Origin of the sequence: Cupriavidus sp. SZY C1 (assembly GCF_032190535.1) — a bacterium.
Taxonomy (GTDB): Bacteria; Pseudomonadota; Gammaproteobacteria; order Burkholderiales; family Burkholderiaceae; genus Cupriavidus; species Cupriavidus pauculus_C.
In genome coordinates, this window is sequence record NZ_JAUANU010000002.1 from 459245 (window position 1) to 473773 (window position 14529).

Consider the following 14529-nt stretch of genomic DNA (forward strand, 5'->3'; position numbering starts at 1 on the left):
GGTTTGACGCGCCCCCAAGTCAATATCCTCCTCAAGCCCGGCAGTTCTGCCACCAGAGACATGGCAGAGCATCGGGAGGCGGCAACAGCGCGAGATGGTTGCAGAATGGTGTTCGAGCACCGCGGCACATCAGCACACGCCCCGGCTGCGCCCCGGGCCCGACCGGCAATGCCCGGCCGGCCCAGCGGCGATCCGCTCCATATCCCCATTTCCGCCCGGCCGTCTGGCGCCCCAAACGAGGGCAGGTCACACGCGGTTTAACACTTCCCAATCAGCTACGACAATGAAAAAGCTCCTCACGACGGTAGTGTTGGGCGCTGCCGCAACGGCCGCGCATGCCCAGGACACGGGCACTGTCGACGCCGCCAAGGACAAGGTTGCCATGTGCATCGGCTGCCATGGCATTCCCGGGTATCGCGCCTCGTTTCCGGAGACCTACGAGGTACCGATGCTGGGCGGCCAGAGCGCCAAGTACATCGAGAATGCGCTCAACGGCTACAAGAAGGGCGATCGCAAGCATCCGACCATGCGCGCCATCGCGGCCAGCCTGACCGACAAGGACATCGCCGCCGTGGCGGCGTACTACGCGCAGCAGAAGCCGGGTACCCAGAACAACACGCTCAAGTAGGAAGGCCGCAAACCATGAAGAAGCTGAACGTTGTGTCGTACGCGCTGGCCGCCGCGGTGCTGGGCGCCGCCGCGCTGTCCGCGCAGGCCGCCGATATCGCGGCGGGCAAGGCGCTGGTCGAGAAGGGTGGCTGCGTGGCCTGCCACGGCAAGGACATGAACGCGCCGATCTCGCCCGATTACCCGAAGCTGGCCGGCCAGCATCCGGACTACCTGTACCACGCGCTGACGTCGTACCAGGTCAGCGGCAACCCGCTGGTGGGCCGCACCAACGCGATCATGGCCGGGCAGGTCAACAGCAACCCGGCCGTGACCGGCAAGGACGGCAAGCCGCGCCCGTTCACCAAGGCCGAGCTCAAGGACATCGCCGCCTATATCGGCTCGCTCAAGGGCGACCTGGTGCTGAAGAAGTAGGCGGCCGGCGCGCTGGCCGCGCCAGCCCCATGAAAAACGCCGACCCGTGGGTCGGCGTTTTCGTATCCGGGGCCAGGCTCAGTTGCCGCTGCCGGACACGAGCCGGCGCTGCTTGACCGCGTTGGCCAGCGTTTCCAGGATCCCGATCGAATCGTCCCAGCCGATGCAGGCGTCGGTCACGGACTGGCCGTAGGTCAGGTTCTCCACGGGCGTGCCCTGCACATGGTCCTGGCGGCCGGCCACGAGGTGCGATTCCACCATGACGCCGACGATGCGCTGGTCGCCGCCGGCGATCTGGTTGCCGATGTCCTGGCACACCGGCAACTGATTCTCGTGCTTCTTGCTGCTGTTGGCGTGCGAGGCATCGATCATCAGGCGGGCGGCCAGGCCGGCCTTGGCGATGGCGTCGCAGGCTTCCTGCACGCTGGCGGCGTCGTAGTTCGGCGCCTTGCCGCCGCGCAGGATGATGTGGCAGTCCTCGTTGCCCGCCGTCGACACGATGGCCGAGTGGCCGCCCTTGGTCACCGAGAGGAAATGGTGCGGCTGCGACGCGGCTTTGATGGCGTCGACCGCGATCTTCACGTTGCCGTCCGTGCCGTTCTTGAAGCCGACCGGGCAGGACAGCCCCGACGCCAGCTCGCGGTGCACCTGCGACTCGGTCGTGCGCGCCCCGATGGCGCCCCAGCTCACCAGGTCGGCAATGTATTGCGGGCTGATCATGTCCAGGTACTCGGTGCCGGTGGGCACGCCCATCTCGCTGATGTTCAGCAGCAGTTCGCGGGCCGTGCGCAGGCCGTCGTTGATCTTGAAGCTGCCATCCATGTGCGGGTCGTTGATCAGGCCCTTCCAGCCCACCGTGGTGCGCGGCTTTTCGAAGTAGACCCGCATCACGACCTCCAGCTCGCCCGCAAACCGCTCGCGCTGCACCTTGAGCAGCTTGGCGTATTCCAGCGCCGCGCGGGTGTCGTGGATTGAGCACGGCCCGATGATCACGATCAGCCGGTCATCCATGCCGTGCAGGATGCGGTGCATGGCCTGGCGGGCGCCATAGATCACGTCGGACGCGGCTTCCGAGCAGGCGAACTCGCGGATCAGGTGCGCCGGGGGCAGCAGCTCCTTGAGTTCTCGAATACGCAGGTCGTCGGTGTTCTTCAGCATGATGGCTCCGGGTCTTGTGAGGTCTTGATTCTGTTGGGATGGTGCGTCGCGGTCGTGGCGGACATAAAAAAACCGCCAGGGTCGCTGGCGGTTTCTCTTGCATTCGGGGTCTGCCTACAGCCGTCCCTCTCTATCCGCCAGCGGTGTGAGATGCCAAAAGAAGTAAAAGTAAAACTTGGCGGACATGGCGGGAAACGGTCTGGCTGTAGCGAGCTTGTGTCGGTTTGACGCCGAGGCGTGGAATTAATGCTGCGGCGCGGGGTGGCGTGGCATTTAATTGCGCCGCGGCCTGCAGATTCTGCGGGCGCGGTCGCCGCCCGTGCGACAACGAAGCATCTTTATAGCGCTTTTCCCGGGGCCTTGCAAGCGGCAACCGCAACAGTTTTAAGCCGATGCAGGATATTCCGGCTGCCTATATTACAAAGGCAAGCCCTGGTACGAAGGGGCGGCGAACAATAATCAGCAGGCGGAGGTGCCGATCATGTCAGTCGATGAAGCAAGGCTGAATGCCTTTATGGAGAAGTTCGTGCATGACATCGGGGCCGTGATGCACGCGGCCACCGTGGTGGTGGGTGACGAGCTGGGCCTGTACAAGGCGCTGGCCGAAAAACCGATGACCAGCGACACGCTGGCCGCCAAGACCCGGACCGACGGGCGCTACGTGCGCGAGTGGCTGTCCGCCCAGGCCGCGAGCGGCTACGTGGAGTACGACCCGGCGACCGACCAGTTCTCGCTGACCGAGGAACAGGCGTTCGCGCTGGCCCAGGAAGGCAGCCCGGCCTTCATCCCGGGCGCGTTCCAGATTGCGGTGGCGCAGTTCCGGGCCATCCCGCGCATGATCGAGATCTTCCGCAACGGCCGCGGCCTGGGCTGGCACGAGCACGATCCGGCGCTGTTCCACGGCACCGAGCGGTTCTTCCGGCCCGGCTATGCCGCGCATCTGGTCAGCGAATGGATTCCGGCGCTCGAAGGCATGGCGGCCCGGCTCGCGGCCGGGGCCGTGGTGGCCGACGTCGGCTGCGGCCACGGCGCGTCGACGATCATCATGGCCCAGGCGTTCCCGCACGCCACGTTCCGCGGCTTCGACTACCACGAGCCGTCGATCCGCTACGCCACCGAGGCCGCCCGCCGCGCCGGCGTGGCCGACCGCGTGCAGTTCGAGGTGGCATCGGCCAAGGACTACCCGGGCCGCGACTACGACCTCGTGGCCGTGTTCGACTGCCTGCACGACATGGGCGACCCCGTGGGCGCGGCGCGCCACGTCCGCGAGACGCTGAAGCCCGATGGCTGCTGGATGATCGTCGAACCGTTTGCCAACGACAGCCTGCAGGACAACCTGAATCCCGTCGGCCGCGTGTTCTATTCGGCGTCGACGTTCATCTGCACGCCGGGATCGCGGGCGCAGGACGGCGCGATGTGCCTGGGCGCCCAGGCCGGCGAGGCCCGCATGCGCGGCGTGACCGAGCAGGGCGGCTTCGGCAGCTTCCGCCGCGCGGCGCAGACGCCGTTCAATCTGGTGTATGAGGTGAGGCCGTAGAAAAAGGCCGTCCGGTGTGCTCCCCTCTCCCGCAAGGCGGGAGAGGGGTCGGGGGAGAGGCCCGGCGCATCAGGATGCCATGGCGGCAGTTTGAACCGCTTGCCCTCTCCCCCAGCCCCGCACCCGCGCGGGAGAGGGGAGAAAGACGTCAACCCATCAGGCCGTGCCGCCGACCGTCATGTTTTCGATGCGCAGCGTCGGCTGGCCCACGCCCACGGGTACGCTCTGGCCTTCCTTGCCGCAGACGCCCACGCCCGAGTCCAGGCGCATGTCGTTGCCGATCATCGTCACGTCCTTGAGCGATTCCGGGCCGTTGCCCACCAGCGTGGCGCCCTTGACCGGGTACGTGATCTTGCCGTCCTCGATCATGTACGCCTCGCTGGCCGAGAACACGAACTTGCCGTTGGTGATGTCCACCTGGCCGCCGCCGAAGTTCACGGCGTAGAGGCCGCGCTTGACGCTGGCAATGATTTCCTGCGGGTCGCGGTCGCCGTTGAGCATGTACGTGTTGGTCATGCGCGGCATCGGCAGCGCGGCGTAGCTTTCGCGGCGGGCGTTGCCGGTGACCGGCATCTTCATCAGGCGCGCGTTGAGCGTGTCCTGGATGTAGCCGGTCAGGATGCCGTCCTCGATCAGCGTCGTGCACTGGGTCGGGTTGCCCTCGTCGTCAAGGTTCAGCGATCCGCGGCGGTTCTCGATCGTGCCGTCGTCCACCACGGTCACGCCCTTGGCGGCCACGCGCTCGCCCATGCGGCCGGCGAACGCCGACGAACCCTTGCGGTTGAAATCCCCCTCCAGGCCGTGGCCCACCGCCTCGTGCAGCAGCACGCCGGGCCAGCCCGGGCCCAGCACCACGGTCATCGCGCCGGCCGGGGCGGGGCGCGCCTCCAGGTTGACCAGCGCCGATGCCACGGCTTCGTCCACGTACTTGCGCAGCAGGTCGTCGGTGAAATAGCCGTAGGCGTAGCGGCCGCCGCCGCCCGACGAGCCAATCTCGCGCCGGCCGTTCTGCTCGGCGATGACCGTCACCGACACGCGCACCAGCGGGCGGACGTCGGCCGCGATGATGCCGTCGCTGCGCGCCACCAGCACCACGTCGTACTCGCCGGCCAGCCCGGCCATGACCTGCACCACGCGCGGGTCCTTGGCGCGGGCCATCTTCTCGATCTTTTCCAGCAGCGCCACCTTCTCGGTGGCCGTCATCGAATCCAGCGGATCGTTCGGGGCGTACAGGCTGCGCCCGCCCTGCGACGCCATCGCGCTGGCCACCTTGACGCGCCCGCTGCCGGCGCGGCCGATCGTGCGGGTGGCCGCCGCGGCCTGCGACAGCGCGGCCAGGCTGATGTCGTCGGAATAGGCAAAGGCGGTGCGGTCGCCCGACACGGCGCGCACGCCCACGCCCTGGTCGATGCTGAAGCTGCCCGACTTGACGATGCCTTCCTCCAGGCTCCACGCCTCGTTGCGCGTGTGCTGGAAGTACAGGTCGGCGTAGTCCACCTTGTGCGTGAAGACGTCGGCCAGCACGCGCTGGAGCGCCGCCTCGTCCAGGCCGTAGGGCGCCAGCAGCAGCTCTTGCGCCGTGGCCAGGTTGCGAATTCCGAGATCTCCGGCGTTCATGATTGTCCTTGGTCTTGAAGCGCCACGGCGCGCAGCCATGGCGAAAAGCAAACGGTAATGCCCTGCATGCTACAGCACGCGATGCCGCAGCGCCGGCAGGTTCTGACGCACCTCGGCCAGCCGCGCCGGGTCCACCAGGCCCGACACCACGCCCTCGCCCTCGGGCAGCACGCCCATCAGCTCGCCCCATGGGTCCACCAGCATCGAATGGCCCCAGGTGCGCCGGCCATTCTCGTGCCGCCCGCCCTGTGCCGCCGCCAGCACATAACACTGGTTCTCGATGGCGCGGGCGCGCAGCAGGATTTCCCAGTGGGCCTGCCCGGTGGTGTAGGTGAAGGCGGCCGGCATCAGAATCAAGCTCACGCCGTTGGCGCCGCGCGCCAGCCCCCGGTACAGCTCGGGAAAGCGCAGGTCGTAGCAGACCGACATCGCCACGCGGCCGCAGGGCGCCTCGAACGTCACGGGCGTCTTGCCGGCCAGGATGGTGCGCGATTCGTCGAAGTTTTCCTCGCCCTTGGTAAAGCCGAACAGGTGGATCTTGTCGTAGCGGGCCACGCGTTCGCCGTGCGGGTCGAATGCCAGCGAGCTGTTGTAGACGCGGTTGTCGTCGCCGCACCACATCGGCAGCGTGCCGCCCACCAGCCAGAGCCGGTGCCGGCGGGCCGCGTCGGCCAGAAAGCGCTGCACGGGCCCGTCGCCGTCGCGCTCGCGGATGGCCACCTTGTCCGATTCATGCCGGCCCATCATGCAGAAGTACTCGGGCAGCAGCACCAGCTCGGCGCCGCCGCGCGCGGCATCGGCGATCAGCGCGTCGGCGCGCGCGAGGTTGTCGTCGAGCGACGTGCCCGTCACGGTCTGGATGGCGGCGACGCGGAACGGATGGGCTGCGGTCATCGTGGCTTCCTTTCTCGGCGGGTGGGGCGGGGGCGCGGGGGCGGGGCGATCAGCGCGGGAACACGCTGGAGCGGTCCTGCACCGGTGCCGGGCGCGACTTATTGTCCTCCACTTTGCTGACCTTGGGGTCGGCCCACGATCCGCTCACGTGGTAGTGCTGGGTGAACACCTTCGAGAACTCGTCGGCGAACAGCAACTGCGCGGCCAGCGTGCCGATGCCGAGCACCGGGTTGATGAACGCGGCCGCCACCGACGTGGTGGTGGCGTTGATGCGCGGCACCACGTCCACCTGCACGTCCTGCGTCTCGCGCAGCAGGTCGGCCGTGCCGGTCATCGACGCCATCACCTGGCTGCTCTTGAAGCGGAACTCGTCGATCTTGCCCACGCCGTTCTCGATCGTGCCCGAACCGCTGATGTCGTCGAACACCAGGCCCTTGCTCGACAGCGACCGGAAGTCCAGCGTGGCAAAGCGCAGCAGGCTCTGCAGGCTCAGCACGCCCAGCAGCCGCGCGGCGCCCGGCTCCACGCTGAGGATCTGGCCGTTTTCCAGCTTCAGGTTCAGCCGGCCGGACAGCGTCGGGTAGTCGATCGACATGGGCGACCCGCGCCACGCGATGCGGCCTTCCAGCGCGCCGTTGCCGTCGCGCACGGTGTGCGGCAGGCCAAAGCGGTCCAGCACGTCGCCGGCGTTGCGGATGTCGAGCTTGAAGTTCAGCAGCGTGCGGCGGCCTTCCGTGGGCGACACATTGCCCTGCGCGGCGGCCTCGCGCAGCCGGCGCGGCAGGCGCCAGCTACCGCTGCCGGTCAGCGTGGCGCCGGGCTGCTCGATGCTCAGGCTGTCCAGCGTCCAGACCGGCTGGTTGTCGGTGTGGCTGGTGTGGGCCTTGACCGCCAGCTTGCCGAAGTCGCGGCCGTGCAGCACGAAGCGGTCGACCACCAGGTCCAGCGCCGGCATTTCCTCGACGCTGCGCGTGATGGCCTCGGCCGCATGGCCGTCGTCGGTGGCCTCGGGGATGTCCAGGTGCGACAGCCGCACCGTCAGCGCGCCGGTCGGGTTGCTGCTGTCGCGGCGCCACTGGCCGTTGCCGGTGATCTGGCGCGACGCCATCTGCAGGTTCCAGCCGGCGGCCTCGCGGGCGGCGTCGATCGACACGTCATCCAGGCTGCGGCCGAACGCGTCCAGCGTCCGCGCGCGCACGCCCACGCGCTCGGGCAGGAACGGCGACGAGCGGTCGACCGTATCGGCAGGCTTGCGCTCGCCCGAACCCGTGTCGAGCACCATGCGCCAGCCGTCAAGGTCGAGCTTGTCGGCCGTGATCGCGGCGGTCACGCCGCTGGCCGGCTGCGGCGCGGGCTGGCCGATGCCGATGCCGCCCGACACCACGTCGGTCGTCTCGCCCCGGCGCAGCACGTAGCGCACGCTGGCGACGTTGCCGGCCTGGATCGTCATGTCGTCCAGCGCGGGCCGGCTGGCCGATGGCCGCAGGTCGAAACGCAGCGGCAGGTCCTGCCCGGCCGGCTTGCCCAGCGGGGAGGGCAGGTTCAGCGCCAGCCCGTTGAGGTCGGACGCCACCTGCACCTGCAGGCGCTTGTCGCGCACGCCCACCACGGCCGTGTAGGGCGTGGTGCCGTCGATCCGGGCGCCCAGCCCGCCGGCGCCGGCGCCCAGCGCATCGCGCAGGCCCTGCGCCGTGGCCGTGCCGCCAATCGCCACGCGCGTCGTGCCGTCCGGCTGGGTGCCGCCCGTGATGCGCGTCTCGCCGCCGACAAAGCGGCCGCGCACGTTGTGGAGCTGGAAGCCATGCTCGTCGAAGGCCACCGCGCCGGTGGCGCCGAACAGCGTCGGCAGCTCGGGCATCAGCGTCACGTCGTTGCCGGGAAAGCGGAACTCGCCGTTGACCTTCGCGCCCGCCGCGTGGCTCAGCGGCAGGTCCAGCTTGAGCCGCAGCTCGCCCTGGCCGGGCGCGTGCGCGGCTTCGGTGACGTTGCCGGTCCAGCCCTTGACCGGGGTGGCCGCGACGTAGCGCAGGAAGCCCTGCACGGGCCCGGTGGCGCCGCCATCGACCATCAGGTGGCCGTGGTCGCTCAGGTCGTCGATCTGGCCGTTGACGTCGCGCAGCACGATGCCGGGGATGCCGCGCACGCCGGCCTGCTTTGCCTGGAACGACATCGTGCTGCGCTCGAACAGCAGCGTGCCGGAGATGTCGGTGAAATCGGGCCACGCCATGCCGGGGGTGCCATTGCCATTGCCGGTGCCGTTGCCGGTGCCATTGGCCGCGCCGCCCACGTTGGGGCCGGTCTCGTGCGGGGCGATCTGGTAGCTGACGTTGCGGATCGGCACTTCCACGCGGAAGTCGCCGGCCTTGGCGAACGGCGGGTGGAACGGAAAGTGGTACAGGTCGCCCTTGACCAGGAACTTGACGTTGTAGGCTTCGCCGCCCACCAGCGCGCCTTCCAGGTAGTGACGCGTGGCCGGCATCGTCGACGGCAGGTAGCGCGGCACGCGGTGCGCCAGCGCGCGGTCCAGCTCGCCGGACAGGTCGGCGATGCCGCTGTGGCCGTCGCCGCCCTCGCGCCAGTTGCCGCGCACGGTGCCGGCCGTGTCGGCATTGGCAAAGCGGATGCCGTCGGTGGTGACCACGAGCTTGCCGTTGTCGCGGCGCCAGCGCACCTCGCCGCGCAGTTCGTCGAACGGCACCAGCGGGTCGTCGAACACGCCCGGAAAGCTCAGCGTGGCGCCGGTGCTGTCCACGCGCGCGCTGCCCTGGCGGTCATCGAAGCTGAAATTGCCGGACAGCCGGGTAAAGCCGGGCGTGCCAGTGTGCGGCTTGCCGTCCGGGCCCACGGCCGGCACGGCCGGCTGGCTGTTGACCGATACCCCGCGCAGCGTGCCCTGCACCGTGTAGTGCGGCGTGCCGGGCGCGCGCGCCAGCAGCCCGGCGCGCTCGCGGGCCCATGCCACGTCGAGGTTGTCGATATGGCCGGCCGGCTGCAGCGCGCGTAGCTGGCGCAGCACGGCCGTGTCGATCGGCAGCGACGTGGCCAGCGCGCGCACCGTGTTCAGGTCGAACGTCGGCGCCCGCAGCGCGAACTTGCGGAGCTGGCCGTCGTTGTCGCGCGCCCAGTCCATGGTCACCTTGCGCATGCCTTCGCGCCACGACGGATCGGTGGCGGACGGCGGGCCGGCCTGGGGCTCGGCCTGCCACAGCAGCGTGTCGATGGTCAGCGAATGGTTGCCGTTGCGGTCGCCTTTGTGCAGCAGCAGCGCCTGCGCGTTGGCCAGCTTCAGCGGCTCCGGCGCGCCGGTCAGCCGCAGGTCCACGCCGCTGGCGCGCAGCCGGGTCTGGCTGCGCAGCACGTGTCCGCCGCGGAAGTCGATGGTGCCGTCGGTGCTGAACACGCCGCTGTCGACGCGATCGAAGATGGCCAGGTAGCGCTGCACCACGGGCAACTGCAACTGGTTGAAGGCCCAGTTGGCCTGGCCGGTCCAGTGCTGCCAGTTGCCGGCGCCGTACAGGTAGTCGTGCCGCAGGCTGGCCTGGAATACCAGCGGCTGGGGCGCCAGCGACGTGCTGCTGGCATCGAGCCGCACCGTGTGCTGGGCGCCGTGGCGGCTGGCCAGGAAGTGGATGTCGGCCACTTCAAGCTGTGGCAGGCCGGCTTTCTCGTCGAGCCAGCGCAGGTTGCCGCTCTTGAGTTCGATGCGGCCCTGCGACAGCAGCCAGTTCAGGAATGGGTCGTTGTCGGTCGACTGCTGCGATGCCTCGATCGGCATGCCGGCCACCAGCACCCGGCCGGCCGGCGTGCGGCGCACCAGCACGTCGGCGCGGTCGGCGGTCAGGCTGGCGAACTGCAGCGCCAGCGCGGGCACCGACTGCCACGACAGCCGGCCTTCCAGCGTGGCCGTCGACAGCAGCATGCGGCGCTGGTCGTCCACGGCCTGCACGTTGCTGGCGCGGAACGCGGGATGCCAGCCGTCCCAGTAGGTATCGAGCTGGCCGATTGTGAGCTGGGCCGACAGCGCGGCCGAACCCTGGCGTTCCAGCCACTGCCGCGCGGCATGGGCCTGTGGCCAGAGCACGAAGCGGATCAGCAGGACGGCGACGACGGCCAGCGCGGCCAGCACCGCGACGATGCGGGCGAGCATGCGCCAGAGCCGCCGCCAGGCGGGATGCCGCCCCAGCGTGCCCAGGCCGTCCCAGACGGCGCGCGGCCAGCGCCGGACGTGCGCCAGCGCCCGGCGGCCACGGCCGGGGACGTGCGGATGCGGGACTTGGGAAGCGGCCACCGGGGGCGCGACGGAAGCGGCGGCCGACGCGGTGCGGTCACCGCCCGCGCGTGGGGCTGTGGAACCGTCGTCGGGGGCGGTGGAGCGGCTGGACATGCGCAGATTATCCGACAATACTAGCCGCTCTCCAAAGTGGTGCGTGCAAGCGCCACGGCGGTTCCCCGGCGCCTGCCCAATTGCAACGTAACTGGAATGACTGTCCCTGATCCGACGAGTTCCGCCGAGGGCACCGCCCCGGCATCGACCGGCCCGCAGCACCCGATGGATGGCGCCGGCACCACTTCGCTGCCAGCCTCGGCGGGCGCCGCCGGACCGCTCGGCAACATGGCCCACGGGGCCTTTGCCACGATGACGGCGCAGGGACTGACCCCCGCCGACTGCGAGGGCCACACATTGTACTCGGCGGCGTACTCGCATTACGCGCGCCGCGTGCTGGCCGCGCGGCCCGGGCTGCCGGCCATCGTGGCGGACGCCGCCGTGGGCCCTATCACCCGCGACTGGATGGAAGCGCGCCTGCAGGCGCTGCACGCGCCGTCGGCCGACGCCGAGGCCGCCGCCGGCCAGGCGCTGCGCCGGCTGCGCGCCGAGGTGATGTGCACGGTCATCGAGCGCGACCTGCGCGGGCTGGCCACGCTGGCCGAGATCACCGGCGCGATGACCGACCTGGCCGAACTGGCCATCCAGTACGGCCTGCGCGTGCTGGGCGACGACCTGGCCGCCACCTATGGCCGCCCCACGGGCGCGCAGGGCGGCGAGGTGCAGGAGCTGGTGGTGGTGGGCATGGGCAAGCTCGGTGGGCGCGAGCTGAACGTGTCGTCCGACATCGACCTGATCTTTCTGTATGACGAGGACGGCGACACCCAGGGCGGGTCGCGCAGCCTGTCGAACCACGAATACTTCATCCGGCTGGGCCGGCGGCTGATCACGCTGCTGTCGGAAGTCACCGGCGACGGCTACGTGTTCCGCGTGGACATGCGGCTGCGGCCCAATGGCGATGCCGGCCCGCTGGTCTGCAGCTTCGGCATGCTGGAGGAATACCTGGTGGTGCAGGGCCGCGAATGGGAGCGCTACGCGTGGATCAAGGGCCGCGTGGTGTCGGCCGTCGACACGCCGCACGCCCAGCGCGCCGCCGCGCTGCTGGGCCGCATGACCACGCCGTTCGTGTTCCGCCGCTACCTGGACTATGGCGTGATTGCCGCCATCCGCTCGCTGCACGCGCAGATCCGCGCGGAAGCGGCCAAGCGCAGCGGCGGGCTGGCCGGGCACGGCGTGAACCAGCGCTCGTTCAATATCAAGCTCGGGCGCGGCGGCATCCGCGAGATCGAGTTCATGGCGCAGGTATTCCAGCTGATCCGCGGCGGCCAGGACCCGGCGCTGCGCGTGCGGCCCACGCTGGAAGTGCTGGACGTGGCCGTGGCGCGCAACCTGCTGCCAGCCGGCCAGGCCGAGCAACTGGCCGATGCCTACCGCTTCCTGCGGCAACTGGAACACCGGTTGCAGTACCGCGACGACGCCCAGACGCACCACCTGCCGACGTCCGACGACGAGCGCCAGGCCGTGGCCGAAATGATGGGCTGCGCCGACTGGGACGCGCTGGCCGCGCAGATGTCGGCGCTGATGGCGCCGGTGGCGCAGCAGTTCGAGGCCACCTTTGCCGATCCGTTCGCCGATGGCGAGTCGGGGCAAAGCGAGCCGCTCTGGCCGGCGCTGGTGCGCGAGGAGATGGCGTCGCGCGCCACGCAGGCCAACCCCGGCGACGAGGACGAGACCGATCCGCAGTCGTCGCCCTGCCAGGCGCTGCAAGCCGCCGGGTTTGCCGACTGCACCGGCCTGTACGACCGCCTGCGCGCCATCGGCACGTCGCTGCGCTACCGCGCGCTGTCGGAAACCAGCCGTGGGCGCTTCGACCAGCTGGTCAACCGCGCGCTGGACCTGGCCGCGCGCCAGGACGACGCCGACGCCACCATCGCCCGTTTCCTGGACTTTCTGGATGCGATCAGCCGGCGCGCGTCGTACCTGTCGCTGCTGTCCGAGTATCCGCAGGCGATGGACCGCGTGGCGCAGACGCTGCACGCGTCGCGCTGGGCGGCCACCTACCTGACGCGCCATCCGCAACTGCTGGACGAACTGCTGGACAGCGACGCGCTGGCCAGCGCGCCGGATTGGCCCGGCTTCCGCCAGCGGCTGGCGGAGCGGCTGCAGGCGTCGGACGGGCAGGTCGAGACGCAGATGGACATCCTGCGCCGCGAGCACCATGCCGAGATCTTCCGCATCCTGCTGCAGGACCTGCAAGGCATGCTGACCGTCGAGCAGGTGGCCGACCGCCTGTCGGACCTGGCCGACGCGATGCTGGAAGTCACGATGCAGGCGGTCTGGCGCCAGCTTGCCACGCGCCATTGCGAGACGCCGCGCTTCGCGGTGATCGCCTATGGACGGCTGGGCGGCAAGGAACTGGGCTATGCGTCGGACCTGGACCTGATCTTTCTCTACGACGACGACCACGAGCGGGCGCCCGACGTCTACGCCGCCTATGCGCGCCGGCTGATCACCTGGCTCACGAGCCATACGGCGGCCGGCATGCTGTTCGACGTGGACACGCGGCTGCGGCCCAATGGCGCGGCCGGGCTGCTGGTGACCAGCTTCGACGCGTTCCGCCGCTACCAGCTGCGCGAGGGCGACAACACGGCGTGGGTCTGGGAGCACCAGGCGCTCACGCGCGCGCGCTTCTGCGCCGGCGACCGCGAGATCGGCAACCGGTTCGAGGACTTGCGCGACGAGATCCTGCGCCAGCCGCGCGACGCCGTGGCGCTGCGCGAGGAAATCGCCCAGATGCGGGCCAAGGTGGCGGAGGGGCATCCGAACCCGACCGCGCTGTTCGATCTCAAGCACGACCGGGGCGGCATGGTCGACATCGAGTTCACGGTGCAGTACCTGGTGCTGCTGCACAGCGGCGCCCACCCGGAGCTGACGCGCAACGCGGGCAACATCGCGCTGCTGCGGATGGCCGGCGTGCTGAACCTGATCGACGCCGGGCTGGGGCTGGCCGTCGGCGACGCCTACCGGCTGTTCCGCGCGCGCCAGCACAAGCTGCGGCTGGACGGCCAGGACCAGGCGCGCGTGGCGCCGGACAGCGTGGCCGAGCAGGCCGCTTCGGTGCGCGCGCTCTGGCACGCCGTGTTCGGGCAGGGGTGACGCACGCCGTGCCCGTGTTGCCGCCCGTCGTGCCACCAGAGCGACCGCCCGAACCTGTGCCCGCCGTCCTGCCGCCGGCGCGCCTGCCGGGCTGGCCGGCCATGCTGGCCACGGTGGCCGGCATGGCGGCGGTGGCCGCGCTGTTTTCGTTCGTCCCATGGATGCATGCGCACGGCCTGTACGTGCGCGACGCCGTGCGGCTGGACCACCAGTGGTGGCGGCTGGTCACGGCGATGTGGGTTCATCTTGGCTTGCAACACTACCTGGCCGACGTGGCCGCGACGGCCGGGCTGTTGCTGCTGGCCGGCCGCGTGACGCGCGTGCGCGAGATGGTGACGGTGCTGCTGATCTGCGGCGTGGCCGCGCAGGTGGCGCTGCTGCGGATGCCGGCGGTCGGCTGGTACGGCGGACTGTCCGGCGCCGCGCACGGCCTGGCGCTGTGGACAGCGCTGCGGCTGCTGCCCGTGCCCGGCTGGTCACGGCTGATCGGCGTGGTTACGTGCGTGATCGTGCTGGGCAAGGTGTGGATCGAACAGTCGTGGCTCGCGGCCATCGTTTTCGACCCGTCATGGGGCTTCGGCGTCGTGCGCAGCGCCCACGCGGCGGGGGCGGTGGCGGGGCTGGCTTGCTGGCTGCTGCAGGAGTGGTGGGGGCAGCGGGGGCGGCGGGATTGATGCGTTGACTGGGGTGAGGCGCCGGCCCTCACCCCCGGCCCCTCTCCCGCGATGCGGGAGGCGACGCGCCGCCCTCGGCTAGAATGGCAGGCAGAACGGTCCCCGGGGCGCCCAAGCGCCGGACGGCC

General features: G+C 70.1%; 9 protein-coding genes. 5 read left to right on the forward strand and 4 right to left on the reverse strand.

What is annotated here, in order from left to right; all coding sequences use genetic code 11:
* The first annotated feature begins 283 nt into the window (after positions 1–283).
* Together QTN24_RS06290 and QTN24_RS06295 are read left to right on the forward strand one after the other, a co-directional pair.
* A complete protein-coding gene (locus QTN24_RS06290) occupies positions 284–628 on the forward strand; it encodes a c-type cytochrome (protein ID WP_124684813.1) in 345 nt (114 codons plus the stop codon).
* Positions 629–642: 14 nt separating this feature from the next.
* Positions 643–1041, forward strand: coding sequence for a c-type cytochrome (locus QTN24_RS06295; protein WP_124684812.1), 399 nt, complete (start codon positions 643–645; stop codon positions 1039–1041).
* A 78-nt stretch (positions 1042–1119) separates the two neighbouring features.
* On the opposite strand, the gene aroG is transcribed toward QTN24_RS06295, so the two are convergent.
* Positions 1120–2199, reverse strand: a complete 1080-nt coding sequence (gene aroG, locus QTN24_RS06300; protein ID WP_172966084.1) for a 3-deoxy-7-phosphoheptulonate synthase AroG — start codon at positions 2197–2199, stop codon at positions 1120–1122.
* Between the two features lie 481 nt (positions 2200–2680).
* Between aroG and QTN24_RS06305 the strand changes: the two genes are divergently transcribed.
* Positions 2681–3736, forward strand: a complete 1056-nt coding sequence (locus tag QTN24_RS06305; protein ID WP_124684809.1) for a class I SAM-dependent methyltransferase — start codon at positions 2681–2683, stop codon at positions 3734–3736.
* Positions 3737–3892: 156 nt separating this feature from the next.
* On the opposite strand, the gene tldD is transcribed toward QTN24_RS06305, so the two are convergent.
* The 3 genes from tldD to QTN24_RS06320 all read right to left on the reverse strand — a co-directional run bounded on the left by tldD (position 3893) and on the right by QTN24_RS06320 (position 10631).
* Complete coding sequence (tldD, locus tag QTN24_RS06310; RefSeq protein ID WP_124684808.1) at positions 3893–5353, reverse strand: metalloprotease TldD; 1461 nt, start codon at positions 5351–5353, stop codon at positions 3893–3895.
* Between the two features lie 69 nt (positions 5354–5422).
* Positions 5423–6247 carry a carbon-nitrogen hydrolase family protein gene (locus tag QTN24_RS06315; protein WP_124684807.1) on the reverse strand — a complete coding sequence of 275 codons (825 nt, stop codon included), beginning with the start codon at positions 6245–6247 and terminating at the stop codon, positions 5423–5425.
* A 49-nt stretch (positions 6248–6296) separates the two neighbouring features.
* Positions 6297–10631 (reverse strand): YhdP family protein, encoded by a 4335-nt coding sequence (locus QTN24_RS06320; RefSeq protein WP_313835870.1) that lies wholly within the window; start codon positions 10629–10631, stop codon positions 6297–6299.
* A 96-nt stretch (positions 10632–10727) separates the two neighbouring features.
* Between QTN24_RS06320 and glnE the strand changes: the two genes are divergently transcribed.
* Both glnE and rrtA read left to right on the forward strand, forming a co-directional pair.
* Complete coding sequence (gene glnE, locus QTN24_RS06325) at positions 10728–13727, forward strand: bifunctional [glutamate--ammonia ligase]-adenylyl-L-tyrosine phosphorylase/[glutamate--ammonia-ligase] adenylyltransferase (RefSeq protein WP_313835871.1); 3000 nt, start codon at positions 10728–10730, stop codon at positions 13725–13727.
* Positions 13728–13828: 101 nt separating this feature from the next.
* A complete protein-coding gene (gene rrtA, locus QTN24_RS06330; protein ID WP_313835881.1) occupies positions 13829–14401 on the forward strand; it encodes a rhombosortase in 573 nt (190 codons plus the stop codon).
* The last annotated feature ends 128 nt before the right edge of the window (positions 14402–14529 follow it).

Coding starts and splice junctions, on each gene's coding strand:
- QTN24_RS06290 (WP_124684813.1), top strand. CDS start 284: ATGAAAAAGCTCCTCACGACGGTAGTGTTGGGCGCTGCCGCAACGGCC.
- QTN24_RS06295 (WP_124684812.1), top strand. CDS start 643: ATGAAGAAGCTGAACGTTGTGTCGTACGCGCTGGCCGCCGCGGTGCTG.
- aroG (WP_172966084.1), bottom strand. CDS start 2,199: ATGCTGAAGAACACCGACGACCTGCGTATTCGAGAACTCAAGGAGCTG.
- QTN24_RS06305 (WP_124684809.1), top strand. CDS start 2,681: ATGTCAGTCGATGAAGCAAGGCTGAATGCCTTTATGGAGAAGTTCGTG.
- tldD (WP_124684808.1), bottom strand. CDS start 5,353: ATGAACGCCGGAGATCTCGGAATTCGCAACCTGGCCACGGCGCAAGAG.
- QTN24_RS06315 (WP_124684807.1), bottom strand. CDS start 6,247: ATGACCGCAGCCCATCCGTTCCGCGTCGCCGCCATCCAGACCGTGACG.
- QTN24_RS06320 (WP_313835870.1), bottom strand. CDS start 10,631: ATGTCCAGCCGCTCCACCGCCCCCGACGACGGTTCCACAGCCCCACGC.
- glnE (WP_313835871.1), top strand. CDS start 10,728: ATGACTGTCCCTGATCCGACGAGTTCCGCCGAGGGCACCGCCCCGGCA.
- rrtA (WP_313835881.1), top strand. CDS start 13,829: ATGCTGGCCACGGTGGCCGGCATGGCGGCGGTGGCCGCGCTGTTTTCG.